Origin of the sequence: Burkholderia gladioli, assembly GCF_000959725.1 — a bacterium.
In the GTDB taxonomy this organism is placed as follows: domain Bacteria; phylum Pseudomonadota; class Gammaproteobacteria; order Burkholderiales; family Burkholderiaceae; genus Burkholderia; species Burkholderia gladioli.
Genome location: NZ_CP009322.1, coordinates 3,818,403 through 3,845,216, shown reverse-complemented (window position 1 = coordinate 3,845,216; position 26,814 = coordinate 3,818,403). Strand labels below are relative to the sequence as shown.

The 26,814-nt window shown below is 66.4% G+C and carries 17 protein-coding genes, 2 tRNA genes and 3 rRNA genes; 9 read left to right on the top strand and 13 right to left on the bottom strand.

What is annotated here, in order from left to right:
• Nucleotides 1–46 precede the first annotated feature (46 nt).
• Complete coding sequence (locus tag BM43_RS16530) at nucleotides 47–925, top strand: LysR family transcriptional regulator (RefSeq protein WP_042287191.1); 879 nt, start codon at nucleotides 47–49, stop codon at nucleotides 923–925.
• 67 nt (nucleotides 926–992) lie between these two features.
• Here the strand turns inward: BM43_RS16530 and rrf are convergent.
• The 7 genes from rrf to BM43_RS16495 form a co-directional block, all read right to left on the bottom strand.
• Nucleotides 993–1,106 (bottom strand): 5S ribosomal RNA (rrf, locus tag BM43_RS16525).
• A 185-nt stretch (nucleotides 1,107–1,291) separates the two neighbouring features.
• Nucleotides 1,292–4,171, bottom strand: a 23S ribosomal RNA gene (locus tag BM43_RS16520).
• A 295-nt stretch (nucleotides 4,172–4,466) separates the two neighbouring features.
• Nucleotides 4,467–4,542: transfer RNA gene (locus tag BM43_RS16515), tRNA-Ala, on the bottom strand.
• A gap of 36 nt (nucleotides 4,543–4,578) precedes the next feature.
• A tRNA-Ile gene (locus BM43_RS16510) sits at nucleotides 4,579–4,655 on the bottom strand.
• A gap of 64 nt (nucleotides 4,656–4,719) precedes the next feature.
• A 16S ribosomal RNA gene (locus BM43_RS16505) occupies nucleotides 4,720–6,252 on the bottom strand.
• The 16S, 23S and 5S rRNA genes sit together here with 2 tRNA genes alongside, the layout of an rRNA operon.
• A gap of 566 nt (nucleotides 6,253–6,818) precedes the next feature.
• The gene (locus BM43_RS16500; protein WP_036054600.1) at nucleotides 6,819–8,513 is read right to left on the bottom strand and encodes a S10 family peptidase; all 1,695 of its coding nucleotides are present in this window, start codon (nucleotides 8,511–8,513) and stop codon (nucleotides 6,819–6,821) included.
• A 143-nt stretch (nucleotides 8,514–8,656) separates the two neighbouring features.
• Nucleotides 8,657–9,946: an MFS transporter gene (locus tag BM43_RS16495; RefSeq protein WP_230676365.1), complete on the bottom strand. Its 1,290-nt coding sequence runs from the start codon at nucleotides 9,944–9,946 to the stop codon at nucleotides 8,657–8,659.
• Between the two features lie 102 nt (nucleotides 9,947–10,048).
• On the opposite strand from BM43_RS16495, the gene BM43_RS16490 reads away from it, so the two are divergent.
• Nucleotides 10,049–11,038, top strand: coding sequence for a LysR family transcriptional regulator (locus BM43_RS16490; protein WP_036054602.1), 990 nt, complete (start codon nucleotides 10,049–10,051; stop codon nucleotides 11,036–11,038).
• A 279-nt stretch (nucleotides 11,039–11,317) separates the two neighbouring features.
• Nucleotides 11,318–12,988: a lectin gene (locus tag BM43_RS16485; protein ID WP_036054605.1), complete on the top strand. Its 1,671-nt coding sequence runs from the start codon at nucleotides 11,318–11,320 to the stop codon at nucleotides 12,986–12,988.
• 75 nt (nucleotides 12,989–13,063) lie between these two features.
• On the opposite strand, the gene BM43_RS16480 is transcribed toward BM43_RS16485, so the two are convergent.
• Nucleotides 13,064–13,825, bottom strand: a complete 762-nt coding sequence (locus tag BM43_RS16480) for a 3-oxoacyl-ACP reductase (protein ID WP_013689269.1) — start codon at nucleotides 13,823–13,825, stop codon at nucleotides 13,064–13,066.
• A gap of 92 nt (nucleotides 13,826–13,917) precedes the next feature.
• Entirely contained in the window at nucleotides 13,918–14,592 is a 675-nt protein-coding gene (locus BM43_RS16475; protein ID WP_036054608.1) for an alpha/beta hydrolase, read from the bottom strand.
• Nucleotides 14,593–14,803: 211 nt separating this feature from the next.
• Between BM43_RS16475 and BM43_RS16470 the strand changes: the two genes are divergently transcribed.
• The 3 genes from BM43_RS16470 (at nucleotide 14,804) to BM43_RS16460 (ending at nucleotide 18,493) form a co-directional block, all read left to right on the top strand.
• Nucleotides 14,804–16,003, top strand: a complete 1,200-nt coding sequence (locus tag BM43_RS16470) for an AAA family ATPase (RefSeq protein WP_036054610.1) — start codon at nucleotides 14,804–14,806, stop codon at nucleotides 16,001–16,003.
• On the top strand, nucleotides 16,000–17,802 hold the full coding sequence (locus BM43_RS16465; RefSeq protein WP_036054611.1) for a cobaltochelatase CobT-related protein: 1,803 nt from the start codon (nucleotides 16,000–16,002) through the stop codon (nucleotides 17,800–17,802). Before BM43_RS16470 ends, BM43_RS16465 begins: the two co-directional genes overlap by 4 nt.
• Nucleotides 17,803–18,208: 406 nt before the next feature.
• A complete protein-coding gene (locus BM43_RS16460; protein ID WP_013689265.1) occupies nucleotides 18,209–18,493 on the top strand; it encodes a hypothetical protein in 285 nt (94 codons plus the stop codon).
• 148 nt (nucleotides 18,494–18,641) lie between these two features.
• On the opposite strand, the gene BM43_RS16455 is transcribed toward BM43_RS16460, so the two are convergent.
• The 3 genes from BM43_RS16455 to BM43_RS16445 form a co-directional block, all read right to left on the bottom strand.
• Nucleotides 18,642–19,904 carry a Zn-dependent hydrolase gene (locus BM43_RS16455; protein ID WP_036054614.1) on the bottom strand — a complete coding sequence of 421 codons (1,263 nt, stop codon included), beginning with the start codon at nucleotides 19,902–19,904 and terminating at the stop codon, nucleotides 18,642–18,644.
• Nucleotides 19,894–20,442, bottom strand: coding sequence for an L-2-amino-thiazoline-4-carboxylic acid hydrolase (locus tag BM43_RS16450; protein ID WP_036032993.1), 549 nt, complete (start codon nucleotides 20,440–20,442; stop codon nucleotides 19,894–19,896). The genes BM43_RS16455 and BM43_RS16450 overlap by 11 nt, the downstream gene beginning before the upstream one ends.
• A 193-nt stretch (nucleotides 20,443–20,635) precedes the next feature.
• Nucleotides 20,636–21,838 (bottom strand): branched-chain amino acid ABC transporter substrate-binding protein, encoded by a 1,203-nt coding sequence (locus BM43_RS16445; protein ID WP_036054615.1) that lies wholly within the window; start codon nucleotides 21,836–21,838, stop codon nucleotides 20,636–20,638.
• 180 nt (nucleotides 21,839–22,018) lie between these two features.
• Here BM43_RS16445 and BM43_RS16440 point away from each other — a divergent pair, with 180 nt between their 5' ends.
• On the top strand, nucleotides 22,019–22,960 hold the full coding sequence (locus BM43_RS16440; protein WP_036054616.1) for a LysR substrate-binding domain-containing protein: 942 nt from the start codon (nucleotides 22,019–22,021) through the stop codon (nucleotides 22,958–22,960).
• A gap of 175 nt (nucleotides 22,961–23,135) precedes the next feature.
• Here the strand turns inward: BM43_RS16440 and BM43_RS16435 are convergent, their stop codons facing one another.
• Entirely contained in the window at nucleotides 23,136–24,011 is an 876-nt protein-coding gene (locus BM43_RS16435) for an alpha/beta fold hydrolase (protein WP_036054618.1), read from the bottom strand.
• Between the two features lie 536 nt (nucleotides 24,012–24,547).
• Between BM43_RS16435 and BM43_RS16430 the strand changes: the two genes are divergently transcribed.
• Together BM43_RS16430 and BM43_RS16425 are read left to right on the top strand one after the other, a co-directional pair.
• Nucleotides 24,548–26,356, top strand: a complete 1,809-nt coding sequence (locus BM43_RS16430; protein WP_036054621.1) for a nitrite/sulfite reductase — start codon at nucleotides 24,548–24,550, stop codon at nucleotides 26,354–26,356.
• Nucleotides 26,353–26,799: a DUF934 domain-containing protein gene (locus BM43_RS16425; protein WP_036054622.1), complete on the top strand. Its 447-nt coding sequence runs from the start codon at nucleotides 26,353–26,355 to the stop codon at nucleotides 26,797–26,799. The genes BM43_RS16430 and BM43_RS16425 overlap by 4 nt, the downstream gene beginning before the upstream one ends.
• The last annotated feature ends 15 nt before the right edge of the window (nucleotides 26,800–26,814 follow it).

Here is a 26,814-nt window from a genome sequence, read left to right as displayed (position 1 = left end):
ACATCTACTATGAATAAATCGCAACTTTTGTCATGGATCTGTCGAGATGAGTGCTCCGAACCAGCGTCTGTCGATCGATACGCTACGGACCTTGCGCACTGTGGTGGATACCGGCAGCGCGACGGCCGCCGCGGATCGCCTGAACCTGAGCCAATCCGCCGTGAGCTGGAAGATCAAGCGCCTCGAGGCGCAGCTCGGCAGGACGCTGCTGCGCAGGGACGGGCGCCGACTAGTCGCGACGGCCGATGGCGAGGCGCTGCTTGCCCACGCTCGCCGCATTCTCGACGCACATGACGATGCGCTCGCCTATTTCGCGCCGTCGAGGCTGAAGGGGCGTGTTCGTCTTGGTGTGCCGGAGCAGGTCGGGCTGGATCGGGTCGCTCCCTTGCTCGCGGAGTTTTCGCGCCGACATCCGCGTACCACGGTGCAGCTCAGCGTGATGCAGAGTCCGGCGCTACGGGACGCGTTGGCGCAGGACACGCTCGATCTTGCCGTGCACCAGGATTATCTCGATCGCATCACCAGCGCTGATACGCCGCTTTGGCGGGAGTCGCTGCATTGGTGCACCTCGGCGGCCACACCGTTGGCAGTCGCCAAGTCGATTCCGCTGGTGACATTCGGCACGGGATGCCATTACGGCTGGCTGGCCCAGGCGACCTTGCGCGAGGCCGGCATGGATCATCGCATCGTGGCGGAAACGCCATCGCTTGCCGGCATACAGAGCGCGATCGGATCGGGGCTCGGTTTCGGGATCCTGAACGACCGGGCGATCAGCAACGATGTGATGACGGCAGCTGAACTGGAGCGTCGCTTTCCGCTGCCGGACGTTGTCCACGCATTGAGATACGGGAAACGGGCGCGCGATGCCGCATTACGAGCACTGCACGAAGCGCTGCAGGGGATGTTGGGAAGTATTGCCGCTTGATTTTCTGGCGGCTGAAAAAGACAAAACCCCCGCTGCCTTGAGGCAACGGGGGTTGTCATGAAGGGAAGCCTGACGATTACCTACTTTCACACGGGCAATCCGCACTATCATCGGCGTGGAGTCGTTTCACGGTCCTGTTCGGGATGGGAAGGGGTGGTACCGACTCGCTATGGTCATCAGGCTAAAGGGGTTGTCGCGTCGCTATGAGCGCCACGACCAATCTCGAAGAAGTAGTAATGGGGTTGTGTGTATCAGCACACGAGACTCCATCTGTATGACCTGTCGCGCTCCAAGATCCTGAGCTGGGCTCAGGACGGGATGGCCGCGGTGCCTTGGCACCTGCGAACATCGGCGCAGACTGGTTATAGGATCAAGCCTTACGGGCAATTAGTATCAGTTAGCTGAACGCATTACTGCGCTTACACACCTGACCTATCAACGTCCTGGTCTCGAACGACCCTTCAAGGAGGTCAAGCCTCCAGGGATATCTCATCTTAAGGCGAGTTTCCCGCTTAGATGCTTTCAGCGGTTATCTCTTCCGAACATAGCTACCCGGCGATGCCACTGGCGTGACAACCGGTACACCAGAGGTTCGTCCACTCCGGTCCTCTCGTACTAGGAGCAGCCCCCTTCAAATATCCAACGCCCACGGCAGATAGGGACCAAACTGTCTCACGACGTTTTAAACCCAGCTCACGTACCTCTTTAAATGGCGAACAGCCATACCCTTGGGACCGGCTACAGCCCCAGGATGAGATGAGCCGACATCGAGGTGCCAAACACCGCCGTCGATATGAACTCTTGGGCGGTATCAGCCTGTTATCCCCAGAGTACCTTTTATCCGTTGAGCGATGGCCCTTCCATACAGAACCACCGGATCACTATGACCTGCTTTCGCACCTGCTCGACTTGTCGGTCTCGCAGTTAAGCACGCTTATGCCATTGCACTATCAGCACGATTTCCGACCGTACCTAGCGTACCTTCGTACTCCTCCGTTACACTTTGGGAGGAGACCGCCCCAGTCAAACTGCCTACCATGCACTGTCCCCGACCCGGATCACGGGCCAAGGTTAGAACCTCAAACAAACCAGGGTGGTATTTCAAGGACGGCTCCACCGAAACTAGCGTTCCGGTTTCATAGCCTCCCACCTATCCTACACAGATCGGTTCAAAGTCCAATGCAAAGCTACAGTAAAGGTTCATGGGGTCTTTCCGTCTAGCCGCGGGGAGATTGCATCATCACAAACACTTCAACTTCGCTGAGTCTCGGGAGGAGACAGTGTGGCCATCGTTACGCCATTCGTGCAGGTCGGAACTTACCCGACAAGGAATTTCGCTACCTTAGGACCGTTATAGTTACGGCCGCCGTTTACCGGGACTTCAATCAAGAGCTTGCACCCCATCATTTAATCTTCCGGCACCGGGCAGGCGTCACACCCTATACGTCCACTTTCGTGTTTGCAGAGTGCTGTGTTTTTATTAAACAGTCGCAGCCACCAGTTTATTGCAACCCCTTCACCCTTCTGGCGCAGGCCAGTCAAGCTACAGGGGCGTACCTTATCCCGAAGTTACGGTACCAATTTGCCGAGTTCCTTCTCCCGAGTTCTCTCAAGCGCCTTAGAATACTCATCTCGCCCACCTGTGTCGGTTTGCGGTACGGTCACTGTTAAACTGAAGCTTAGAGGCTTTTCTTGGAACCACTTCCAATTGCTTCGCTTCCTAAGAAGCTCGCGCCACGCCCTTGAATTCTGCACCCGGATTTGCCTAAGTGCCTTCTCCAACGCAGCGACCGGGACTTCCAACACCCGGACAACCTTCCGCGATCCGTCCCCCCATCGCATTTAACAATGGTGCAGGAATATTGACCTGCTTCCCATCAGCTACGCATTTCTGCCTCGCCTTAGGGGCCGACTCACCCTACGCCGATGAACGTTGCGTAGGAAACCTTGGGCTTACGGCGAGGGGGCCTTTCACCCCCTTTATCGCTACTCATGTCAGCATTCGCACTTCCGATACCTCCAGCACACTTTACAATGCACCTTCGCAGGCTTACGGAACGCTCTCCTACCATGCATATAAATATGCATCCGCAGCTTCGGTATATAGCTTAGCCCCGTTACATCTTCCGCGCAGGACGACTCGATCAGTGAGCTATTACGCTTTCTTTAAAGGGTGGCTGCTTCTAAGCCAACCTCCTGACTGTTTTAGCCTTCCCACTTCGTTTCCCACTTAGCTATATTTGGGGACCTTAGCTGGCGGTCTGGGTTGTTTCCCTCTTGACACCGGACGTTAGCACCCGATGTCTGTCTCCCGTGATTGCACTCTTCGGTATTCGGAGTTTGCTATGGCGGGGTAATCCGCAATGGACCCCCCAACCATGACAGTGCTCTACCCCCGAAGGTGAGACACGAGGCACTACCTAAATAGTTTTCGGAGAGAACCAGCTATTTCCAAGTTTGTTTAGCCTTTCACCCCTATCCACAGCTCATCCCCTAACTTTTCAACGTTAGTGGGTTCGGACCTCCAGTACGTGTTACCGCACCTTCATCCTGGCCATGGATAGATCACTTGGTTTCGGGTCTACGCCCAGCAACTGAACGCCCTATTCGGACTCGCTTTCGCTACGCCTGCCCTATTCGGTTAAGCTTGCTACTGAACGTAAGTCGCTGACCCATTATACAAAAGGTACGCCGTCACCCCTTACGAGGCTCCGACTGTTTGTATGCATGCGGTTTCAGGATCTATTTCACTCCCCTCCCGGGGTTCTTTTCGCCTTTCCCTCACGGTACTGGTTCACTATCGGTCGATCACGAGTATTTAGCCTTGGAGGATGGTCCCCCCATCTTCAGACAGGATTTCACGTGTCCCGCCCTACTTGTCGTACACCTAGTTCTTTCATACTGTTTTCGTCTACAGGGCTATCACCTGCTATGGCCGCACTTTCCAGAGCGTTCGACTAACAATACAAATAAAGAGTACAGGCTCTTCCCATTTCGCTCGCCACTACTTTGGGAATCTCGGTTGATTTCTTTTCCTGCGGTTACTTAGATGTTTCAGTTCACCGCGTTCGCTTCACATAGCCTATGTATTCAGCTATGGATACTCCAAAAGGAGTGGGTTTCCCCATTCGGACATCTACGGATCAAAGCTCGTTTGCCAGCTCCCCGTAGCTTTTCGCAGGCTACCGCGTCCTTCATCGCCTGTGATCGCCAAGGCATCCACCACATGCACTTGTTCGCTTGACCCTATAACGAGTCTGTCTCGCTTTCGCTTGACAGGCCGCTACAGGTTGAGTTCTCGCATTTGTGCCGTATTCCAATTGAGCCGAACATGAAGTTCGAATCATCTTGAGATACATCGATACAATCACAACCCGGATAGTTTCCACGCCCATCTCAATAGACGCTTCCGCTATCCAAATTACTACTTCTTCTAGATTGTTAAAGAACGACAGCCGATATCTTTCAATATCCTCTGACTGGCTCAATCGCCAATGACAAAGACTCGAGTCAACTGACCCGAACGTTTGTCATTGAAGATTGGTGGAGGCAGACGGGATCGAACCGACGACCCCCTGCTTGCAAAGCAGGTGCTCTCCCAGCTGAGCTATGCCCCCATACAGAGACGTCTCAGGTTTCTACCGCCAGACAATTGGTGGGTCTGGTTGGATTCGAACCAACGACCCCCGCCTTATCAAGACGGTGCTCTAACCGACTGAGCTACAGACCCCTGAGTCTGTCTTGATTTACAGCCGATAAGCGTGAACGCTCAACTTTCGCGGTATTAGCTCGAGAAAGGAGGTGATCCAGCCGCACCTTCCGATACGGCTACCTTGTTACGACTTCACCCCAGTCATGAATCCTACCGTGGTGACCGTCCTCCTTGCGGTTAGACTAGCCACTTCTGGTAAAACCCACTCCCATGGTGTGACGGGCGGTGTGTACAAGACCCGGGAACGTATTCACCGCGGCATGCTGATCCGCGATTACTAGCGATTCCAGCTTCATGCACTCGAGTTGCAGAGTGCAATCCGGACTACGATCGGTTTTCTGGGATTAGCTCCCCCTCGCGGGTTGGCGACCCTCTGTTCCGACCATTGTATGACGTGTGAAGCCCTACCCATAAGGGCCATGAGGACTTGACGTCATCCCCACCTTCCTCCGGTTTGTCACCGGCAGTCTCCCTAGAGTGCTCTTGCGTAGCAACTAAGGACAAGGGTTGCGCTCGTTGCGGGACTTAACCCAACATCTCACGACACGAGCTGACGACAGCCATGCAGCACCTGTGTATCGGTTCTCTTTCGAGCACTCCCAGATCTCTCTAGGATTCCGACCATGTCAAGGGTAGGTAAGGTTTTTCGCGTTGCATCGAATTAATCCACATCATCCACCGCTTGTGCGGGTCCCCGTCAATTCCTTTGAGTTTTAATCTTGCGACCGTACTCCCCAGGCGGTCAACTTCACGCGTTAGCTACGTTACTAAGGAAATGAATCCCCAACAACTAGTTGACATCGTTTAGGGCGTGGACTACCAGGGTATCTAATCCTGTTTGCTCCCCACGCTTTCGTGCATGAGCGTCAGTATTGGCCCAGGGGGCTGCCTTCGCCATCGGTATTCCTCCACATCTCTACGCATTTCACTGCTACACGTGGAATTCTACCCCCCTCTGCCATACTCTAGCTTGCCAGTCACCAATGCAGTTCCCAGGTTGAGCCCGGGGATTTCACATCGGTCTTAACAAACCGCCTGCGCACGCTTTACGCCCAGTAATTCCGATTAACGCTCGCACCCTACGTATTACCGCGGCTGCTGGCACGTAGTTAGCCGGTGCTTATTCTTCCGGTACCGTCATCCCCGAAGGATATTAGCCCTCAGGATTTCTTTCCGGACAAAAGTGCTTTACAACCCGAAGGCCTTCTTCACACACGCGGCATTGCTGGATCAGGCTTTCGCCCATTGTCCAAAATTCCCCACTGCTGCCTCCCGTAGGAGTCTGGGCCGTGTCTCAGTCCCAGTGTGGCTGGTCGTCCTCTCAGACCAGCTACTGATCGTCGCCTTGGTGGGCCTTTACCCCACCAACTAGCTAATCAGCCATCGGCCAACCCTATAGCGCGAGGCCCGAAGGTCCCCCGCTTTCATCCGTGGATCGTATGCGGTATTAATCCGGCTTTCGCCGGGCTATCCCCCACTACAGGACATGTTCCGATGTATTACTCACCCGTTCGCCACTCGCCACCAGGTGCAAGCACCCGTGCTGCCGTTCGACTTGCATGTGTAAGGCATGCCGCCAGCGTTCAATCTGAGCCAGGATCAAACTCTTCAGTTCAATACCTGTTACTGTTTTCGGTTCTAATGAACCGGTCGCTCACTCAAAGCTGACAGGTTAATGAATTGCTTCACAAACCTGACTTACTTTTGTGTGAGACTCTTGATACTTTTGCTGACCTGATCCGGAGATCAGGACCGCTGCCATCAAGCGTCCACACTTATCGGCTGTAGATTTTTAAAGAGCGTATCTGCGAAGCAACTTGGTTTCTTCAGCAGCGCTGCGTTTTCAGCAGCAGAGAAGCGAGATTATGATCAACATTTCGCAGCGCGTCAACTACTTTTTTCAGCGCCGCGATCAACTCACTGCGTCGATCACTTCTCAGCTAAACGAGCCAGCTGCCGATCCAACCTAGCGCTCAACCCATCCAACCTTGCTTCCTCTTTCGCACCGCGTTTCCGTTAGCGCGAAAGAGGCGTGATTCTAAGCAGCCCATCGCCTTCCTGCAAGCGTTTTCGCAAAGAAAATGCATGAAGGGCGCCGCTCGCGCGGCGTCCTTCATGGCAACTCGTTGATACCAAAAGAAGAAACGCGAAATTCGGTTGCTCACGCAACCAACATCACCCTCACCGACCTGCCGTCGCGCCCTCATAGAAGCGCGCGAGATCGTTCTTCATCGCATGCAAGGCAGCATCGTCGAGGTAGATCATGTGCCCCGTAGGGTAGTAGCGCAGTTCGAGGTTCGGACGCAGCGACTTGTCGAGCCCGAGATGCGACAGCGCATATTCAGTGGCATAGAACGGCGTCGCCAGATCGAAATAGCCGTTCAGCGACATCACCCGCAGCTTCGGGTTCTGCCGCATCGCCTCGGCGAGATCACCGGCGGCATAGGGCACCGCCAGTTGCTCGCCCCACCATTCGCGATGCTTCCAATCCCATTGCCGCAAGGCGGCATCGTTGAAAACGCGATAGCGGTCGTTCGGCCGGTAGTCGAGATCCTGCGCCAGATGTCGATGCAGCGCCGCGTCGAATACGCTGGAGATGCTGGTCGCCGATGCATCGAAATCGCCATGCTCACCCGCATCGTCGTAGTCGATACCCTTGAAGCGCGCATCGTAGCGCCCCAGATTACGCGACTCGCCGCGCAGCAACTGCTTGCGGAACCGCGACGGCCCGATGCGCAGCCGCGCCTCCTTTATATATGACACGTCGAGTCCCGTATAAGCGGCGATGCGCGCCGCGATCGCATCGCGCTCGGCATCGGGCAAGGCATCCCCCTGCGCGAGCGCCTGCTTATAAGGGCCGCGCGCGAAGGCACGAACTTCGTCGAGAAACGCGGGCAGGTTCGGCGGCCTGGGCGAAAGGCGATCGTGATACCAGGCGACAGCGGCGAAGCTCGGCAAATAGCTTTCGCTTTCGAAATCCGAACCTGGCGAGAACGCCGCCGAATCGAGCACCGACGACATCAGGATCACCCCGTTCAAGGCGATGTTGCTCCGATCGTTCAGGCGATACGCCAGCATCGCCGCGCGCGCCGTGCCATAGGATTCGCCGAGCAGGTACTTCGGCGAATCCCAGCGCTGGTACACCGTCAGGTAGCGCTCGATGAAATGATCGAAGGCATCGAGATCGCTGTCGACGCCCCAGAAATTCTTCCCGGTCGCATGGCCGACCGCGCGCGAGAAGCCGGCGCCCACCGCGTCGATGAAGACCAGGTCGGTCTGTGCCAGCAGGCTGTCGGGATTGTCGGCGAGATCGTAGGGCGCGGGTCCGCTGATATCGGGGCTGGCCGTGCGTGCGCGCTTCGGGCCGAACGAGCCCATCATCAGGAACATGGTGCCGGCGCCGGGGCCGCCGTTGAACAGGAAGGTGACCGGCCGCTGCGAGGCGCGCCGGCCATTCGCCGTGTATGCAATATAGAAGACGCTGGCCGTGGCCTGCCCCGCATCGTCGCGCAGCAGCAGGTTGCCTGCCGTCGCGGTGTAGTCGATGGCGCGGCCATCGAGCCGGATCGAGTGGCGCGTCACGGCGCTGGTTTCGGGCGGCACCGGAATGAACTCGCCGCCGCCATTCGGCGCGCGATGCGCATCGGCGCCTGCGTTCGCGCTGTCGTCGGCGGACGGACGGCCCGTCGTCGCCGAAGCAGGTGAAACAGCCGAAGCGACCGAGGCAGACGCCGCCCCCTTCGAAGAAGCCACCGCCCGCGCCTGCACCTCGCTGGCCGGCACCGCGGCCGGCTCGGCCGCCCGCGCCCATCCTCCCGCCGACATCGCGACGAGCCACCCCAGACAGCACAACGATGCATTCAGACGAAGCGGCATGACATCCTCGATCGAGACGGCGCGCGTGACGGTCTGCGGATTGTCGGCAGATCGTGCCCGGGCGTCAACGCGAAGCCGTCGCCCTCGAAACAAAACGGGCGAGCCACCCGGCCCGCCCGTTCCTGATCCAGCCGCCGCCCCGCTCAGCCGCGCCGCCAGACCCGCACCAGCAGCGCCCCGATCGAGCTCAGCACCGCCATCGCGACCACCGCCGTCCAGCCCCACTGCGCGAACAGCAGGGTGCCGATCGCGGCGCCCGTCGACATGCCGATGAACATGCCGACGAACAGCACCGCATTGAGGCGGCTGCGCGAAGCCGGATCGATGCCGTAGACGATGGTCTGGTGCGCGATCAGGGTCGACTGGAAGCCGAGATCGAAACCGACCGTGGCCAGCGCGATCAGGGCGAGCTGCGCCGACACCGACAGCCAGGGCGCCAGCCACATCGCCGCGAACGAGACGGTGGCGATCGCGATTCCGAGCCGGGTGACGAACTCCGGCCCGCGCCGGTCCGCGAGCCGCCCGGCCAGCGGCGCGGCCAGTGCCCCGGCCGCGCCGGCCAGGCCGAAGGCGCCGGCCACGGCGCTGCCGAGATGGAAGGGCGCGCCATGCAGCATCACCGCGAGCGTGGTCCAGAACGCGCTGAAGCCGAGCGCCAGGATGCCCTGGGCGAAGGCCGCCCGGCGCAGCGCCGGGTGCCGGCGCCACAGGCCGCCGAGCGAGGCGATCAGCTCGCGATACGGCATCTGCGTGGTGGGCCGGAAGCTCGGCAGCCCGCGCGCGGCAGCCAGACCGATGGCGGCCACGCTCGCCGCCGCGATCACGAAGGTGGCGCGCCAGCCGAGGCTGCCGGCCACCACGCCGGCCACCACCCGCGACAACAGGATCCCCAGCAGCAAGCCCGTCATCACGGTGCCGACCACCTTGCCGCGATGCGCATCGGGCGCGAGCGTGGCCGCCGCCGGCACCACGTCCTGGGCGAGCGTAGCCGCCAGCCCGACCGCGAAGCTCGCCGCCAGCAGGAAGCCGATCGACGGCGAGATCGCGGCCAGCAGCAGCGCGGCCACCAGCACGCCGGCCTTCACCAGGATCACGCGGCGCCGGTCGAAGCGGTCGCCGAGCGGCGCCAGCAGCAGGATGCCGATCGCATAACCGAGCTGGGTGAGCGTCGGCACCAGGCCGACCATGCGGGCCGAGGCGCCGATGTCCGGCCCCAGCACGCCGAGCATCGGCTGGCTGTAATAGAGCGGCGCCACGCCGAGCCCGGCGGCGGCCGCCAGCAGCAGCACCAGGCGCGGCGTCAGCAGGGCATGCAGCGCCTGCGCACCGGCGGGCGCAGCCGAAGCCGCGCCCGGCCGGGATCCATGGAGCGGCGCTGGATCGGCCAGCACGGCCTCGCGCGCGGCATTGTCGAAGTCAGGGGTCGAACTCATCTTGCGGTGTCCATCGGTATCGAATCAGCAAGCCGCGAGTGTGAAGGCAGCGGCGCGGGCCTGGTAGTGGCACCGCCCGCACATTTGTTATACGCTCTGCGCATGATCGCCAAACTGCCCACCACGCCTGCCTCTGGCGGAAATCGCCGGCTTCCGGAAGTATCTCCCGGTGATGCCGGCTATCGTTTCCAGCTTATGGAGACCTTCGTGCGTATAGTCGAATCGGGCAGCCTGTCCGCCGCCGCGGCCCTGCTCCGGACCACCCAGCCCACCGTCAGCCGTCGCCTGCAGGCGCTCGAGCGTTCGCTCGGCGTGCGCCTTCTGCAGCGCTCGACCCACTCGATGCGGCTGACCGTCGACGGCGAACGCGCCTTCAAGCGCGCCAAGGAGCTGCTGGCGAGCTGGGCCTCGTTCGAGGCCGACCTGCGCGGCGCGCAGCAGGAGCCGGAAGGCCATCTGCGCGTGACGGTGCCGCACGCCTTCGGCCAGCAGATCTTCGTCGGGCCGCTGATCGGCTTCCTGCGCGAGCACCCGCGCGTGAGCGTCGAATGGCTGCTGCAGGACGAGGTGCACGACTTCATCGGCACCGGCATCGACTGCGCGATCCAGATCGGCGAGGTGACCGATCCATCGGTGGTGGCGATCCGGATCGCCGACGTGGCGCGCTTCGTGGTCGCCGCGCCCTCGATGTTCGAGGACGGCAGGATCCCTGCCACGCCCGAGGAACTCGCCGCGCTCGACTGGCTCTCGCTGCGCACCTACTACCGCAACGAGGTGGTGCTCCGGCACCGGCGCAGCGGCGAGACGCAGCGCTTCACGATCCAGCCGCGCGTGAGCACCGACAACCTGTTCGCGCTGCGCTCGGCGGCGCTGCACGGCATGGGCGTGGGCATCGGCTCGTCCTGGCTGCTCGCCGAGGAACTCGAGGCCGGCCGCCTGGTGCGCGTCGCGCCCGATTGGGAGGCCGCGCCGCTGCCGGTATTCCTGGTCTATCCGCACGCGCAGTTCTACCCGTCCCGGCTGCTGCGCTTCGTGGCGACCATGCGCGAAGCGGTGCCGAAACTGGTCGGCGATCCGCTGCGATTCGGCTAGGCCAGCCCGCGCCGGCCACCTCGCGGGCACGCATTCCCGCGTGCCCCGCATGCCGACCAGTCCACCTCCAGGCCGCTCCCCCACCAATCCGCAACGATTCCTCCGATTGCTGCACGCGCCGCCGGGCACGTATCGCGGCGCTTCGGATTCCCTGCCCGGGATTCGGCAGTCCGGCAGACCGATCGCCCCTCGCGATGATGCAATCCCCGCCACCGGTTGCGCATGCAAGCATGCCGGCCGGGCCCCGCCAGCCACACCCCCTACTTCTCGAGGAATCTCATGGGCATCACACGTCGTTCGATTCTCAAAACCGGCGTTGCGGCAGCGGCCGTCGGCGCGCTCGATGCGCGCGGCCTGACGCGCGCGCTGGCCGCCACGCAGCGCGCGGCCGTCAGCGGCGCCGGCGACGTGGTCGGCAAGGTGACGGTCGGCTACCAGGGCTGGTTCGCGGCGATCGGCGACGGCGCGCCGATCAACGGCTGGTGGCACTGGGCCGGCAACTGGTCGCAAGCGCCCTCGCCGAGCAACAACGCGATCAAGGCCTGGCCCGACATGCGCGGCTACGCGCACGGCTACCAGAGCGCCTTCAGCCCGCTCAACAGCGGCGCGCCGGCCACGCTGTTCTCGCAATACGACCTCGACACGGTGAACCGGCAGTTCAGCTGGATGCAGGCCAACGAGATCGACACGGTCGCGCTGCAGCGCTTCAACCCGTTCTCGGGCGAGGGCGCCACGCGCGACGTGGCGGCCGCGCATGTGCGGCAGGCCGCCGAAACCTACGGCCGCAAGTTCTACATCATGTACGACGTGTCCGGCTGGACCGCCATGCAGACCCAGATCAAGCAGGACTGGACCTCGAAGATGTCGCAGTACATCGCCTCGCCGGCCTATGCGCGCCAGAACGGCAAGCCGGTGGTCTGCATCTGGGGCTTCGGCTTCGACGACGTGAACCACCCGTTCGACGCCGCCGCCTGCGCCGACGTGATCCAGTGGTTCAAGGCCCAGGGCTGCTACGTGATCGGCGGCGTGCCGACCCGCTGGCGCACCGGCGATTCGGTGCGGCCGAACTTCCTCGACGTGTTCCACCAGTTCGACATGATCTCGCCGTGGATGATCGGCGCGATCGGCTCGATCGCCGAGGCCAATGCCTTCGCGGTGGAAGTGGCGGCCGCCGACAAGGCCGACTGCGACGCGCACGGCATCGACTACCAGCCCTGCGTGATGCCGGGCGACCTGTCGATCCGCCAGCGCGCGCACGGCAACTACATGTGGCGGCAGCTCTACAACCTGGTGAACCTCGGCGTGGCGGGCCTCTACATCTCGATGTTCGACGAGTACAACGAGGGCAACCAGATCCTCAACACCGCCGCCACTCAGCAGGACGTGCCCGCCGGCTCGGGCTTCCTGAGCCTGGACGAGGACGGCACGCCCTGCTCGTCCGACTACTACATGCGTCTGACGCGCGACGGCGGCCGCATGCTGAAGGGCTCGCTCGGCCTGACCCAGGTGCGCCCGACCGCGCCGGTGCTGAACAGCACAGTCGGTCTCGCGACCGTGGTCAGCCTGCGCTCGCGCACCAACAACCTGTATGTGACGGCCGAGAACGCCGGCGCGCAGGCGCTGATCGCCAACCGCCAGGCGGTCGGCCAATGGGAGCAGTTCGACCTGGTGAATGCCGGCAACGGCGCGGTGGCGTTGCGCTCGCATGCCAACGGCCTGTACGTGACGGCCGACAATGCCGGCGCCGCGCCGCTGATCGCCAACCGCAGCGCGGTCGGCCCCTGGGAGACCTTCGACCTGATCGTGCAGCCCTTCACGGGCGCGGCGGTGGCCCTGCGCGCGCATGCCAACGGCAAGTACGTGAGCGCCACCAACTCGGGCCAGGGCCAGTTGATCGCCACCGCCACCCAGGTCGGCGGCTGGGAGCAGTTCGACCTGCTGGTGTCCTGATCGCGCGCTCGGCTCGACCAGGCCGAGCCGCCCGCGTATGCGCCACCGACCCGGCGCATACGCGGCAAGCGGGCCTCAGCCCTTCACCAGCCCGCCGTCGACGATCAGGTTCTGCCCCGTCACGGCACGCGCCCAGGGCGAGAGGAAGAACAGCACCGCGTCGGCGAATTCCTCGGGCGTGGTCACGCGGCGCAGCGGCGTGAAGCCGGCGATCATGTCGAACACCGTCTCGGGCGTGGCGCGGCTCGCGTCCGTGGTGCGCAGCAGGCCGCCCGACACCATGTTGACGGTGATGCCGTGCGGGCCCAGGTCGTTGGATGCCGTGCGCGTCAGCGACAGCAGCGCGGCCTTCGAGGCCGTGTAGTCGTGATAGGGCACCACCGGGTTCTGGAACAGGTTGGTGCCGACATTGACGATGCGGCCGAAGCCTCGCTCGCGCATGCCGGGCACGGCGGCCTGCATGGTGTTCAGCGCGCCCTTGACCGCGCTCTCCAGTTGCTGCTGCATGCGCTGCCAGGAAAGCTGCTCGAGCGTCGGCCGCGCATCGCCGTCGAAGCGGAAGCTGGCCAGCGCGTTGTTGATCACCGACGCCACCGGCTGGCCGGTGCGCGCCCGGGCCGCCTCGAACATCCGGCCCACCTCGCCCGCATCGGTGACATCGGCGCGCAGCGCGATCGCTTGCGGGCCGAGCTCGGCCACCAGCGCATTCGCGGCCGATTCGCTATGCAGGTAGTTGACGATCACCGACGCGCCCTCGCGCGCCAGCGCCCGGGAGATCGAGGCGCCGAGCCCGCGCGCGCCACCGGTGACGAGCACCCATTGTTCGGACAGTTTCATTCGCGACGTCTCCGCATCGGAAAAGCGCGATTATGGCGCGCCGCCGCGAACGGCGACGTCTCGTGCCCGCCCGGGACGATCGGCGGCGGCGCTCAGGCCGCCGCGCCGCGCTGCGCCACCCAGGCCGCGAAATCGTCGACGATCGCCTCGCTGAGCTGATGGCCGACCGGGTAGCGATGCACGCGATGCGGCACGCCCAGCTCGTCGAGCATCGCATCGGCGCGCTCCGCCCACGATACCGGCAGCTTGTCGTCGTATTCGCCGTGGGCGATGAAGGCGTCGAGCCCCGCCAGCGCCTCGCGCGGCGCCAGGTGCTCGGCGATCTCCGGCAGGATCCGCCCGCTCAGGATCGCGAAGCCGCGCACCGCGTCCGGCGCGCTCAGGCCGACGCTCGCGCTCATGATGCCGCCCTGGCTGAAGCCGCCGATCAGCGTCGGCAGCGGCGCCGCGCCGTCGGCCTGGCGCAGCGCGCGGCCCAGGCCGATCAACTGCTGCCGGCTCGCCTCGGCCTGGGCCGCGTCGATCGACGGGCCGTTCGGCCCGAAGCGCACGTGGAACCACGCGTATTGATCCGGGCCCAGCGTCAGCGGCCCGCGCACGAAGGCGATCTCGAGGCGCGGGTCGAGCGCCTCGGCCACCGCCAGCAGATTGGTTTCGTTGCCGCCCACGCCATGCAGCAGCAACAGCCGCGCCAGCGGCACGCCGGCGGCCGGGCGCGGTCGGAAGACGAGCGGCGAGCCCGGCACCTGGGTCAGGGATGAGGTCATCGGGGATGGCTCCATGGCGCGAGCGGCTCGCGCGTCGAGAAAAAGCCTCAGTCTGAATCAATCGGATCGAGCAACAAACCACTCACGGGAAATGCATTCCATCACGAATGGAATCAATCGCCGCCTTGCCCCGTTTTTGCACGGCCGGGCGACGACGGCGCACAATGAGGCTCCCGACCGGCCCTGCCGTCCCTTGCGCCCCTGCCCGCCGATGAGCACCCAGCCCGCCCCGCTTCCCTCCGAACCGTCGCCCGTCGGCGTCTACGCGCGCGACGACGACGCCTGGCTGGTCAGCCATTCCGAGCGGCCGCACATGTACCGGATCCAGCACCGCCGCGCCGACGGCTCGACCGACATCGACACCGTGATCGACCTGGACAACCTCGACGCGAAGCTGCGCAAGTGGCAGCGCGAGGGTTACGCGCGCCGCGACGAGGCCGGCGAGGGCGTGCCGCCGCCGCATCGCGCGCGCTTCCTGGCCGAGCTGCGCGCGGCGATGCACGACGCGGCGCAGCCGGGGCAGGCCGATGAAGAACCCGCCGTCACGCTGGCCGGCGCGCGCCTGCCGCTCGGCGCCGGCGGCCCGCTGGTACCGGAGCGCAACCCCGCCTACCTGTTCGCCGAGCGCTCGGCCAATATCGTGCGCGACATCGCCGAGAACCGCCGGATCCTGCTGATCGGCCATACCGGCACCGGCAAGACCAGCCTGATCGAGCAGGCGGCGGCCCATTCCGCGCACGGCGTGCTGCGCGCGAACATGAACGGCCAGACCACGGTGGGCGACTTCGTCGGCTTCTGGACCGTCAAGGGCGGCGAGACCCTGTGGGTCGACGGCGTGCTGCCGACCGCGATGCGCGCCGGGCTCTGGCTGATCGTCGACGAGATCGACTTCGCCGAGCCGGCGATCCTCGCCGTGCTGACCGCCGTGCTCGAGCCCGGCGGCCGCCTGCTGCTCAAGGAGCGTGGCGACGAGATCGTGGCGCCCCATCCCGGCTTCCGCCTGTTCGCGACCGCCAACGCGGCCGGCGCGATGAGCCGCTTCCGCCACCTGTACCAGGGCGCCAACCTGATGAACGACGCCTTCCTGGACCGCTGGCGCGTCTACCAGATCGACTACCTGTCGCCGGCCGAGGAGGCCGAGGTGCTGCGCCGGACCTTCGGCGCGCGTGTCAGCCCGGCGATGGCCGAGACGCTGGCGGCGATCGCCGCGGCCTGCCGGCGCGCCTTCGAGCGCGACGACCTGGCCAGCGCCTTCTCGACGCGCCGCCTGATCGACTGGACCGCGCTGATGCTGCGCACCGGCGATCCCGAGATCGCCGCCGGGCCGACCATCTACGCCAAGGTCGGCGACGAGGACGCCGCGCTGATCCGCGACATCGTCCGCCACTACATCGACCTCGACGCATCGTGAGCCAGCCGAACCCGCGCCCGGGCACCGCGCCGCCGAGCGCCGGGGACGATCCCGGCGAGCGGCTCGGCAAGCTGGCGCGCGTGCTGACGGACCAGCCGGCGCTGCAGGTGAGGATCGCGCGCGACGGGCCGCGCATCGAATGGGTCGAACACGACGGCAGCGCCGTGCCCGACGTGCTGGTACTGCCGGCCACGGCCGGCGAGCAAGCCTTGTCGGACGACGAACTGGCCGGCTGGGTCGACCTGCTGGCCGCTCGCCTGCGCTTCGGCGAGCCCGCGCAGCATGCGCGCCTCGCCTCGGACGCCACCCGCGCGCTGGCCGAGACCATCGACGACCACCGCGCGAGCCTCGCGCTGGCCGCGCGGTTGCCCGGCGCCGCGACGCTGCTGGCGCGCCAGCGCGAGGCGGCCGCGCGCGAGATCGCCCGGCGCTGGCCGAAGCTGAACTGGCGCGAACGCTTCGTCTGGCGCGTCGGGCGCGCGCTGCGCGGCGAGGCGGTGCCGCTCACCGAACGCGTCGACTCGATCGAGGCCACGCTCGGCGCCAGCACCGAGCTGATCGCGGCCGCGCGGGCCTCGCGCTCGACGGCCGAGAGCATCGCCGCGGCCGGCCGCATCGTCGAGCGCGTGCGCCAGCTCGCGCGCGGCGAGGCCAACAACATGATGATCACGGTCGATCGCGAGACCTCGCTGGACGCGCCCGCCACTGCCACCGAGATCGATCCCGACCGGGACTTCGACGCGGCCGGCCCGCCCGATGCGCGCAGCAGCAGCACCGAGCCTTCCGGCGCGGCGACGCTGGCCGATTCGGCCTCCTCGGCCGACGACCAGGCCGCCGGCGACAGCGCCGCGCCGCCGCCCCGGCCGCGCGCCGAGCTCGCGCCGGGCCGCTCGATCCCGATCACCACCGCCTTCGATACCGTCACCGACCTCACCGGCACCGGCGACGCCACCGCCTGGCGCAAGCTGCGCGGCGCGGCACGCGCGCAGACCACGCGCCTCAAGGCGCAGCTCGAACGCGCGCTGGCGGCCGACGAGCACCTGCACTGGCGCGCCGAGCAGGAGCGCGGCGAACTCGACCGGCGCGCGCTGGCGCGGCTGGCCACCTTGCCGGGCTACCGCACGCCGTTCCGGACGCGGCGCGTGATGTCGGGACGCGACACGGCGGTCACCCTGCTGATCGATCGCAGCGGCTCGATGGCCGGCCGCAAGATCGAGCTGGCGCGGCTCTGCGCGGCGGCGCTGTGCGATGCGCTGATGCAGCTCGGCTTCGCCTGCGAGGCGCTGGGCTACAGCTCGGTCGACGATCCCGCGATGCGCGCCTGGCGCGACCGCTGGCTGGCGCAGGGCCACTCGCCGCGCGGCTACAACCGTTTCGTCGAGCGGCTCGAGCTGGAGATCTACAAGCGCTTCGATTCGGACAATCCCAGCGGGCTGGCCCGCATCGACTGCGGCCACGAGAATCCCGACGGCGAGGCGCTCGGCTGGGCCGCCGAGCGCCTGCTCGCCCGCCGCGCCCGGCGGCGCATCCTGATGGTGTTGTCCGACGGCTACCCGGCCACCGGCGACGGCGACCCCGCCCTGCTGCGCACCGACCTGCGCGCGCGCATCGCCGAGCTCGGCGCGCGCGGCGTCGAATTGATCGGCGTCGGCATCCTCGACGACGCGGTCGAGACCTTCTACCCGACCAGCACCGTGGTCGAGCGGCTGCCGGACCTGCCGGCGGTCGCCTTCGAGACGCTGGGGCGGGCGCTGCTCGGCGAACGCGGGCGCGCCGCCTGGTCGGCCGGCTTCGCCTGAGCGAACTTCGGTGCCAGGCGACTGCACGACATGGCGCGACGAAGCCCCGTCGCCGCGCCCAGGGCCGGCATGTCGGCACGCGCCGCTCATGGCCATCTCGCGGCAAGCCGCCTCGACATGGCGCCGATCCGGTGCCCGACCCTCGAACACTCCCCGCTCGATCGCGTCACGCTCGTTGACAAGCCCGCGCGCCCGAAACCCGCGCGGAACCCCGGCCAGCCAAGCCGGTCGGACCTATCGCGGGCTTCACCGCCCATCCCGATCGCCCGGCTTCGTCGCCCATTGTTCACACAACGGAAACGAACTGTTCGGCAAGCCGGCGATGATCGGATCGACGAATTCGCGGATACTTCCGCCATTCCCCGGGCAGCGCCCCGCGCTGCCGCTACCCAGCAAAGAACCCGCCATGTCTGCCAGAACCCCGTTCGTCGTCATGATCGCGGCCTGCCTGACGCTATGGCTCGGCGCATGCTCGAGCGTGTCCGAAGTCAGCGCGACCGACAAGCCGCACGTCTATACCGTCAACACCAGCGCCCACGGCGCGGTGCTGTCCTGGGCCGCCGCCCACCGCAAGGCGATCAGCACCGCCGACGCCTATTGCGCGCAGCAAGGCATGCGCGCCAGCCCCGGCTTCGAGCACGTCTCCGAGCGCGAGGCCAAGCTCACCTTCGAGTGCCATCCGACGCTATAAACGACGAGGGCCGGCTGCTCGCGCGTGCCGGCCCCTCGTTTCAAGCTCGCTGTCTTGGCCGCTGGTCCCGCCCGGGCAAGGTTTCCCGCTCGATGCCCGGATCGCGGCAATCCACGAGGCATCGACCGGCTCGCCCGAGCCGGCGGCTTCACACCCCGTCCGTCACCGGCTCCATCGCGCTGGCCAGCACCGCGTGCAGCAGCACGTTCGCGCCGGCTTCGGCCCAGGCGGGCGTGATCGCCTCGGCCTCGTTGTGGCTGAGCCCGTCGATGCAGGGCACGAAGATCATGCCGGTCGGCGCCACCCGCGCCAGGTAACAGGCATCGTGCCCCGCGCCCGAGACGATGTCCTGGTGCGACAGGCCGAGCCCCGCCGCCGCCTCGCGAACCGCCTCGATGCAGCGCGGCGCGAACGGCACCGGCGCGTAGTCGAAGATCTGCTCGATGCGCGCGCCCAGCCCGCTCTCGCTGGCGAGGCGCGCCACTTCCGCGCGCAGCTCGGCATCCATCTCGGCCAGCACCGCCGCGTCGGGATGGCGGAATTCCACCGTGAAGAAGCATTCGCCCGGCACCGTGTTGCGCGAGTTCGGCCGCGCCTCGATCATGCCGACCGTGGCGCGCGCATCGGGCGCGCGGCGCCGGCCCAGCGCGTCGACGAAGCCGATCACGCGTGCCGCGCCGACCAGCGCATCGCGGCGCGCGTCCATCGGCGTGGTGCCCGCATGCGCGTCGACGCCGCTGAAGCTCAGCTCGTACCAGCGCTGCCCCTGCCCCGCCGTGACCACGCCGATGGTGGTGCCGGCGCGCTCCAGGATCGGCCCCTGCTCGATGTGCAGTTCATAGGCGGCATGCACGGCATGGCCGCCGACGGGCGCCTCGCCGGCGTAGCCGATCGCGGCCAGCGCCTCGCCGAGGGTGGTGCCCTGCCGGTCCGCGCGCGACAGCCCATAGTCGAGCGTGAACACGCCGGCGAACACGCCCGAGGCGACCATCGCCGGCGCGAAGCGCGAACCTTCCTCGTTGGTCCAGAGCACCACCTCGACGGGCCGCTCGGTCTCGATGCCGGCGTCGTTCAGCGCGCGTACCACCTCCAGCCCGCCGAGCACGCCGTAGATGCCGTCGTAGCGGCCGCCGGTCGGCTGCGTGTCGGCGTGCGAGCCCGTCATCACCGGTGCCGCGTCGGCCACGCGCCCGGCGCGGCGCGCGAACACGTTGCCCATCCGATCGACGCGGATCGTGCAGCCCGCCTCGCGCGCCCAGGCCACGAACAGGTCGCGCGATTCGCGATCGAGCTCGCTCAGCGCGAGCCGGCAGACGCCGCCCTTGGGCGTCGCGCCGATCTCGGCCATCCGGTCGAGCGAAGCCCACAGACGCGCGCCGTCGACGCGCAGGCTCCCGACATCATTCGTCATGCTTGCTCTCCTGGTCGACGGCCGCCGGGTTCCCGTCGCGCATTCGATAACGGAAATCGCAGCGCTTGCCGCCCTGCATGATGGTGCTGGTGCGCGTCAGCGCCACGCGCGGATCGTAGCCGCGGATGAAGTACTCGTCGCGCGCGCAACTGAGCAGGTGGCCGATCTCGCCGAGCCCCATCGCGTGATACATCTCCGCGTAGGCGCAGCGATGCACGTCGTAGTCGTAATGCCCGGCATCCTCGCGCCGCACCTCGACGTCCAGCGCATCGTCCTTCTCCCACAGCACCTGCAGGGCGACGAAGGAGGCGATGCTGGTGCCGCCGGGCTCCTGCGCGGCGAAGGACTGGCCGGCATCGACGGCCGCGCCGCGGATCGCCTCGGCGATCACGGCCTGCGCGCGCTCGATGCCGAACTCGCGCTTCATGATCTCGTAGATCGGCTTGATGATTTCCGCCTCGATCCTGCGTCGCGCGAGGATGCCCAGGCGATGGTCGGCCGCGTCGCTCGGCGCGGCCGATGGGTTCGGCTCGGTCATGGGGACTCCTGACTGGGGTGATTCGTGATTCGTTATTCGTGTTTGATGCGGATATGGCGGGTGCCGCCTGCGCGCCACCGGGAACACGGCGCGCCCGAATCCACTGCGATCCGGCTCGGCAAACGCGAACGGGCAGCCGCCGATCCTCGATCGGCCGCCGCCCGTTCGCCTTCATGCCGCCTTCATGCCATGCTCAGTGCGCGGCTTGCGTGCCGGCGCCGGAACCGCCGCCGAGCACGTCCACCACGCTCCACTTGCCGCCCTGCACGCGATAGATCGTATAGGCCGGATCCTTCAGGTTGCCCTGCTCGTCGAAGGCGATGCGCCCCGTCACGCCCTGGCGGTCGACCTTGTGCAGCGCCGCCACCAGCTTGGCCGGATCGGTCGACTTGCTCTGCTCGGCCACGGCGATCAGGGTCGCGGCGGCGTCGTAGGCGAACGGCGCGTGCAGCTCGATCGGCGCGTGGTAGCGCGCGCGGTACTGCGCGTCGAAGGCCGGGCCGCCCGGCATCTTCGCCAGCGGCCGGCCCGGTTCGAGCGCGGTCACGCCCTCGCCATCCTTGCCGGCCAGCGACAGGAAGGTCTGGCTGACGAAGCCGCCCGCGCCGAGCAGGGTCGCGTCGATGCCGAGCTGGTGCATGCGGCGCGCGATCGGCGCGGCCTGCGCGTCGAGCCCGCCGAAGAACACCAGGTCCGGGCGCTTGCTCTTGATGGCGGTCAGCACGCCGCTGAAATCGGTGGTCTTGTCGGTCACGTACTGGCGATCGACGATCGTGCCGCCGTTCGCCTCGACGCCCTTCACGAACTGGTCGGCCAGCCCCGAGCCGAACGAGGTGCGATCGTCGAGCACGGCGATGCGCCTGGCGTGCAGCGTCTTCACCGCGTAGGCGCCGGTATAGGCGCCGCCCGTGTCGTCGTGGCCCATGATGCGGAAAGCGGTGGCGTAACCCTGCTGCGTGTACTGGTGCCCCGTCGAGGCCGGCGCGATCTCGGGGATGCCGGCGTCGCGATAGACGCGCGCGGCCGGCACGCTGCAGCCGGTGTTCCAGTGGCCCACCACGCCGATCACATGCTGCTCGACCAGGTCCTGCGCGACCGTCACGGCCGTGCGCGGATCCGACTGATCGTCGACGGCCACCAGCTTGTAGACCACCGGCTTGCCGTCGATGGTGGGATGGCGGCGGTTCGCATCGTCGAGCGCGAGCTGCGCGCCGTTCTGCAGATCCTTGCCGATCCGCGCCGAGGGGCCGGTCAACGGCGCGGCCAGGCCGATCAGCACGGTTTGCGGCGCATCGGCGGCCTGGGCGGCACGGGCGGCCGGCGCGGAGAACGACAGCGCGAGCGCCGCGGCGGAGACGGCGAACGCTGCGCCGGCGAGGGGGACGGTTTTCTTCATGGGAAAGGTAGCGTGTGGCGGACGATTAAAACATGAAAAATACTAAATAGTCACACCCTGCCCGGCAAATATCCTTTGATTGAATACTTATGCGAACCACGCCATATCGCTTGAAACTCTTTATCCACAATGGATTAGAGCATTTTGCCGGATCCAGGATTATTCGATAGAATTCAAAACATGAAAAATATCGAACAATTGCCGAACGATCCGCCGCTGCGCGCGGTACGCGCCTTCGAGGCCTTCGCGCGGCTGGGCTCGGTCACGGCGGCGGCGGCCGAGCTCGACATCACGCCCTCGGCGGTCAGCCACCAGCTGCAACTGCTGGACGCCTTCATCCTCACGCCGCTCACGGTGCGCGAGGGCCGCACGCTGGCGCTGACCGACGAGGGCCGCGACTACTACCGCTCGATCAGCGCGGCGTTCTCGGTGCTGCGCAGCGCGACCGGCTTCGTGCGCGATCGCTCCTCGCTGCGGCAGATCACCATCAGCCTGATCCCGCTGTTCGGCATCGGCTGGTTCGTGCCGCGCCTGCATCGCTTCCTCGACCAGAACACCGATGTCGACGTCAACGTGCGCTACGCGAACCACCGCAACTATCGCAGCGACGCCTCGGACCTGTCGATCCGCTTCGGCGCCGGCGCGGCCGACTGGCCCAGCTACCGCTGCGAGAAGCTGCTGCCCGGCGCGATGGTACCGGTCTGTCATCCGGCGTTCCGACGCCGCTTCGGGCCTTTGCGCAAGCCGGCCGACCTGGCGACGGTGCCGCTGGTGCACGACGAGGACCGCAGCACCTGGGTCAACTGGCTGCGCAATGCCGGCGTGCGCAACGTGCCGCCGGTGGTGGGGCCGATGTTCGAGGACGGGCAACTGACGCTGAGCGCGATCCGCGCCGGGCTCGGCGCGGGGCTGATGCGCGCGCCGCTGATCGAGGCCGAACTGGCCGGCGGCGAACTGGTGCAGTTGTTCGATACCGCGCTCGACGACGGCCGCGACTACTACCTCTGCACGCGCGACGACCTGGACCTGCCCGACGGCGCGCGGCGGCTGGCGCAATGGCTGCGGGTGACGGCGGCCGAATCGATGCGGCGGCTGGCGGCGGCAGCGGCCACGCAGCGCTGAGCGGCGAAGGCAGGCAGGGAAGGGGAAAAGGAAAACGGCGGCGAGCTGGACGCTCGCCGCCGTCGTGCCCGTCGTGCATTAGGCCGGTCAGGCCCGGCGATCAATCGCGCCGGCCAGGATCGATGGCCGATCCGAAGCCCGGGCCGGCCATCGAGCGCACCGGCTCGCGACCGGCTCAGCGATCGCCGAGGAAGTGCTCGACCGCGAAGTTGAACGCCTCGGGGTCCTGCAGCATCGCGAAGTGGCTGGTGTTCGGCAGGATCTGCAGGCCCGCGCCGGGAATCGTCGCGGCGATGTACTCGGTGTGCTCGCGCTTGATCGCCTCGTCGTGGTCGCCGTCCATCACCAGCACCGGCGTCCTGATCGACTTCAGTTGCTCGTCGCTCCAGTTCGGCTGCGAGGCCCACATGTGGCTGATCTGCTCGACGAAGGCGTCGTATTCCTTCGGCGTGGGCGACAGGCGGCGATATTCGTCGCCGCCGCGCTTGATGAAGGCGGCGAAGGTCGGGTTCTTCTCGACATCGGGCATCACGCCGTCGGTCTTGGTGTTCGCCGCGAAGGCCACCACCTTGCCGACCCGGTCGGGATGGCGGATCGCCATGTCGATGCCGATGATGGCGCCATCGCTCCAGCCCACGATATCGGCGCGCGGCAGCTTGAGCTTGTCCATCAGCGCGACCACGTCGTCCGTCATCAGGTCGTAGCCGAAGGGCTGCTCGTTGCGCGAGCTGCGGCCGTGGCCGCGGCTGTCGAGCACGATCACCTTGTGGTACTTCATCAGCGACTTGACGTGGTAGCCGAAATAATCGGAATTCGACAGGCCGCCATGCACCAGGATCACCGGCGAACCATGGCCGATGGTGGCGTAGTAGAGACGGATGCCGTTGACCTCGGCGATGCCGTGCTGCTCGCCCGCCACCGGCGCCGGGGTGGGAGGCAGCGTCTGCCAGCGCGGCTCGGCCGCCTGCGCGTGGGCGAGGGTGAAGGCCGCGACGGCGCCGAGGACGAATCGTTGCAGATGCAGCCAGTTGCGGTTCTGGAAGAGGGACATGGCGGAAGGTTTCGCGCTCGAAATGGGAAAACCATTATAGGAGCGGATGGGCCGGCATCTCTCACGAAATATCAGCAGACGGACATGTTCGTCGCGCCATCGCATCCCCGAGGCTGCTCAGGAATGCGATGCAATGCGTGGGCGGCACGAGCGGCGCGATGTGTCCATCGTCCGTGGCAATGAGGGCTCCGGCACCCGGGTGTCGGAGCGGTTGCCTGCCGCGCCACAGGCATGCGGCCGCAAGCTCTGCGGGTTTAGGGGTGATGACCCGGGCACTCGCGCAGTAATCCCGGCACGGCACCGGACGAAGGGGCGACACGGTGCCGTGCTCTGGAACGGATCATCGCGTGCCCCGCGCCACGCGTACAGCAGCAGCCGGAACCAAAACGAGCGCAGCAGTTCGGGAGCGCTCGGACCGCCGCCAGCGATCGCAACTGCTGCGCCGTTTCGCGCGCGATCTGCTGCTTGTCCGGGCGCGGCGCGCCACGTAAGGTCGGCGCTTCAGGGCGCGCCAGCCCCGCTCTCCCCCACTCATCATGTATCGATACACCGAATTCGACCGCGCCTTCGTGCGCAGCCGCGCCGCGCAATTCCGCGATCAGCTCGAACGCTGGCAGGACGGCCGGCTCGACGAGGAAGCGTTCCGCCCGCTGCGCCTGCAGAACGGCTGGTACGTGCAGCGCCACGCGCCGATGCTGCGCGTGGCCGTGCCCTATGGCGAGCTGTCGAGCGCCCAGCTGCGCGTGCTGGCCCGCATCGCGCGCGACTACGACGTGCCCGAGCCCGAGGTCTACCGGCGAGCGCTCGACGCGCAGCGCGCGCTCGGCACCACGCGCCTGCCGACGCGCCATGCGCACTTCACCACGCGCACCAACGTGCAGTTCAACTGGATCCCGCTCGCGCGCGCCGCCGACGTGATGGACCTGCTCGCCACGGTCGACATGCACGGCATCCAGACCAGCGGCAACTGCATCCGCAACATCTCCTGCGACGAGCGCGCCGGCGTCGCGCCCGACGAGATCGCCGATCCGCGCCCGTTCGCCGAGATCATGCGGCAGTGGACCACCCTGCATCCCGAGTTCGCCTTCCTGCCGCGCAAGTTCAAGATCGCCATCACGGGCGCGGCCGAGGATCGCGCCGCCACCGCCTGGCACGACGTCGGGCTGCGGCTGGTGCACGACGCGCGCGGCGAGCTGGGCTTTCGCGTCACGGCCGGCGGCGGCATGGGCCGCACGCCGCTGATCGGCACGCTGATGCGCGAATTCCTGCCCTGGCGGCAGATCATGAACTACATCGAGGCGATCGTGCGCGTGTACAACCAATACGGCCGTCGCGACAACAAGTACAAGGCGCGCATCAAGATCCTGGTGAAGGCCGAGGGGCAGCGCTTCATCGACGAGGTGGAAGCCGAGTTCCGGCAGATCGTCGAGCACGACGGCGGCCCGCACACGATTCCCGAGGCCGAGCTGGCGCGCGTGCAGGCCTCGTTCGTCGCGCCCGCCTCGCTGGCGCGGCGCGCCGCCGATCCGGACGCGGCCGAGCGGCTGGCCGAGGCGGCCGCGCGCACGCCGGCGCTGGCCGGCTGGCTGGCGCGCAACGTCGCCGCGCATCGGGATCCGGCGCTGCGCATCGTCACGCTGTCCTTCAAGCGCCCCCTGCAGGCGCCCGGCGACGCCTCGGCCGACCAGCTCGAGCGCGTCGCCGGCCTGGTCGACCGTTTCTCCGCCGGCGAGGCGCGCGTGACGCACGCGCAGAACGTGGTGCTGCCCTGGGTGCACGCCGACGACCTGCTGGCGCTGTGGGAAGCGGCGCGCGCCGAGGGCCTGGCCAGCGCCAACGTGCACCTGCTGACCGACATGATCGCCTGCCCCGGCGGCGATTTCTGCGCGCTGGCCAATGCGCGCTCGCTGCCGATCGCCGACGCGATCGCCGAGCGCTACCAGGATCTCGACGAGCTGGAGGATCTCGGCGAGATCGACCTGCATATCAGCGGCTGCATCAACTCCTGCGGCCATCATCACAGCGGCCATATCGGCATCCTCGGCGTCGACAAGGACGGCCGCGAGTGGTACCAGCTCACGCTGGGCGGCGCCGATGGCTCCGCGCGCGGCGGCCAGGCGCGCGCCGGCAAGGTGATCGGCCCGTCGTTCTCGGCGCGCGAGGTGCCGGACGTGATCGACGCGGTGCTGTCGGCCTATCTAGGGCTGCGCCTGCCAGGCGCGGCGGGCACCGGCAATGAAGGCCGCCGCGAAACCTTCGTCGAGACCGTCGCCCGCGTCGGCCTCGAACCGTTCAAGGCGGCGGCCGAGGCCGCGCGCATCGTCGAGGAGGCACCTGCCGCATGAACGCACCCGATCCACTCCTGCTGCTGACGGCAGCGGAACACGCGGCCCAGGGCGGCGACGCGAACGGCGAGGTGCTGGCGCTGGCCAACGATGCCGACGTGATCGAGCAGGCCACGGCGATCGCCAAGGCGAGCCGCGTGGAGCTGCACTTCCCCAGCTTCACCGATGGCCGCGCCTACAGCCAGGCCTATCTGCTGCGGCGCCGGCTCGGCTTTCGCGGCGACCTGCGCGCCACCGGCGAGGTGCTGGCCGACCAGTTGATGCTGATGCAGCGCACCGGTTTTTCCAGCGCGGTGCTGGCCGAGGGCGTCGCGCCCGAGGACGCGCGGCGCCAGTTGGCGCGCTTCCCGGCCTTCTACCAGGGCGATGCCAGGCAGGACGCGCCCTATCGGCGCGAGGGGGAAGACGGCGCGGCGGCGGACGCGACGGCGCCATCCGCCTGACGAAAGCCGGGAGGA

Excerpts from the sequence above, each read along its gene's own strand:
- BM43_RS16530 (WP_042287191.1), top strand. The coding sequence starts at position 47 with ATGAGTGCTCCGAACCAGCGTCTGTCGATCGATACGCTACGGACCTTG.
- BM43_RS16500 (WP_036054600.1), bottom strand. The coding sequence starts at position 8,513 with ATGCCGCTTCGTCTGAATGCATCGTTGTGCTGTCTGGGGTGGCTCGTC.
- BM43_RS16495 (WP_230676365.1), bottom strand. The coding sequence starts at position 9,946 with ATGAGTTCGACCCCTGACTTCGACAATGCCGCGCGCGAGGCCGTGCTG.
- BM43_RS16490 (WP_036054602.1), top strand. The coding sequence starts at position 10,049 with ATGATCGCCAAACTGCCCACCACGCCTGCCTCTGGCGGAAATCGCCGG.
- BM43_RS16485 (WP_036054605.1), top strand. The coding sequence starts at position 11,318 with ATGGGCATCACACGTCGTTCGATTCTCAAAACCGGCGTTGCGGCAGCG.
- BM43_RS16480 (WP_013689269.1), bottom strand. The coding sequence starts at position 13,825 with ATGAAACTGTCCGAACAATGGGTGCTCGTCACCGGTGGCGCGCGCGGG.
- BM43_RS16475 (WP_036054608.1), bottom strand. The coding sequence starts at position 14,592 with ATGACCTCATCCCTGACCCAGGTGCCGGGCTCGCCGCTCGTCTTCCGA.
- BM43_RS16470 (WP_036054610.1), top strand. The coding sequence starts at position 14,804 with ATGAGCACCCAGCCCGCCCCGCTTCCCTCCGAACCGTCGCCCGTCGGC.
- BM43_RS16460 (WP_013689265.1), top strand. The coding sequence starts at position 18,209 with ATGTCTGCCAGAACCCCGTTCGTCGTCATGATCGCGGCCTGCCTGACG.
- BM43_RS16455 (WP_036054614.1), bottom strand. The coding sequence starts at position 19,904 with ATGACGAATGATGTCGGGAGCCTGCGCGTCGACGGCGCGCGTCTGTGG.
- BM43_RS16450 (WP_036032993.1), bottom strand. The coding sequence starts at position 20,442 with ATGACCGAGCCGAACCCATCGGCCGCGCCGAGCGACGCGGCCGACCAT.
- BM43_RS16445 (WP_036054615.1), bottom strand. The coding sequence starts at position 21,838 with ATGAAGAAAACCGTCCCCCTCGCCGGCGCAGCGTTCGCCGTCTCCGCC.
- BM43_RS16440 (WP_036054616.1), top strand. The coding sequence starts at position 22,019 with ATGAAAAATATCGAACAATTGCCGAACGATCCGCCGCTGCGCGCGGTA.
- BM43_RS16435 (WP_036054618.1), bottom strand. The coding sequence starts at position 24,011 with ATGTCCCTCTTCCAGAACCGCAACTGGCTGCATCTGCAACGATTCGTC.
- BM43_RS16430 (WP_036054621.1), top strand. The coding sequence starts at position 24,548 with ATGTATCGATACACCGAATTCGACCGCGCCTTCGTGCGCAGCCGCGCC.
- BM43_RS16425 (WP_036054622.1), top strand. The coding sequence starts at position 26,353 with ATGAACGCACCCGATCCACTCCTGCTGCTGACGGCAGCGGAACACGCG.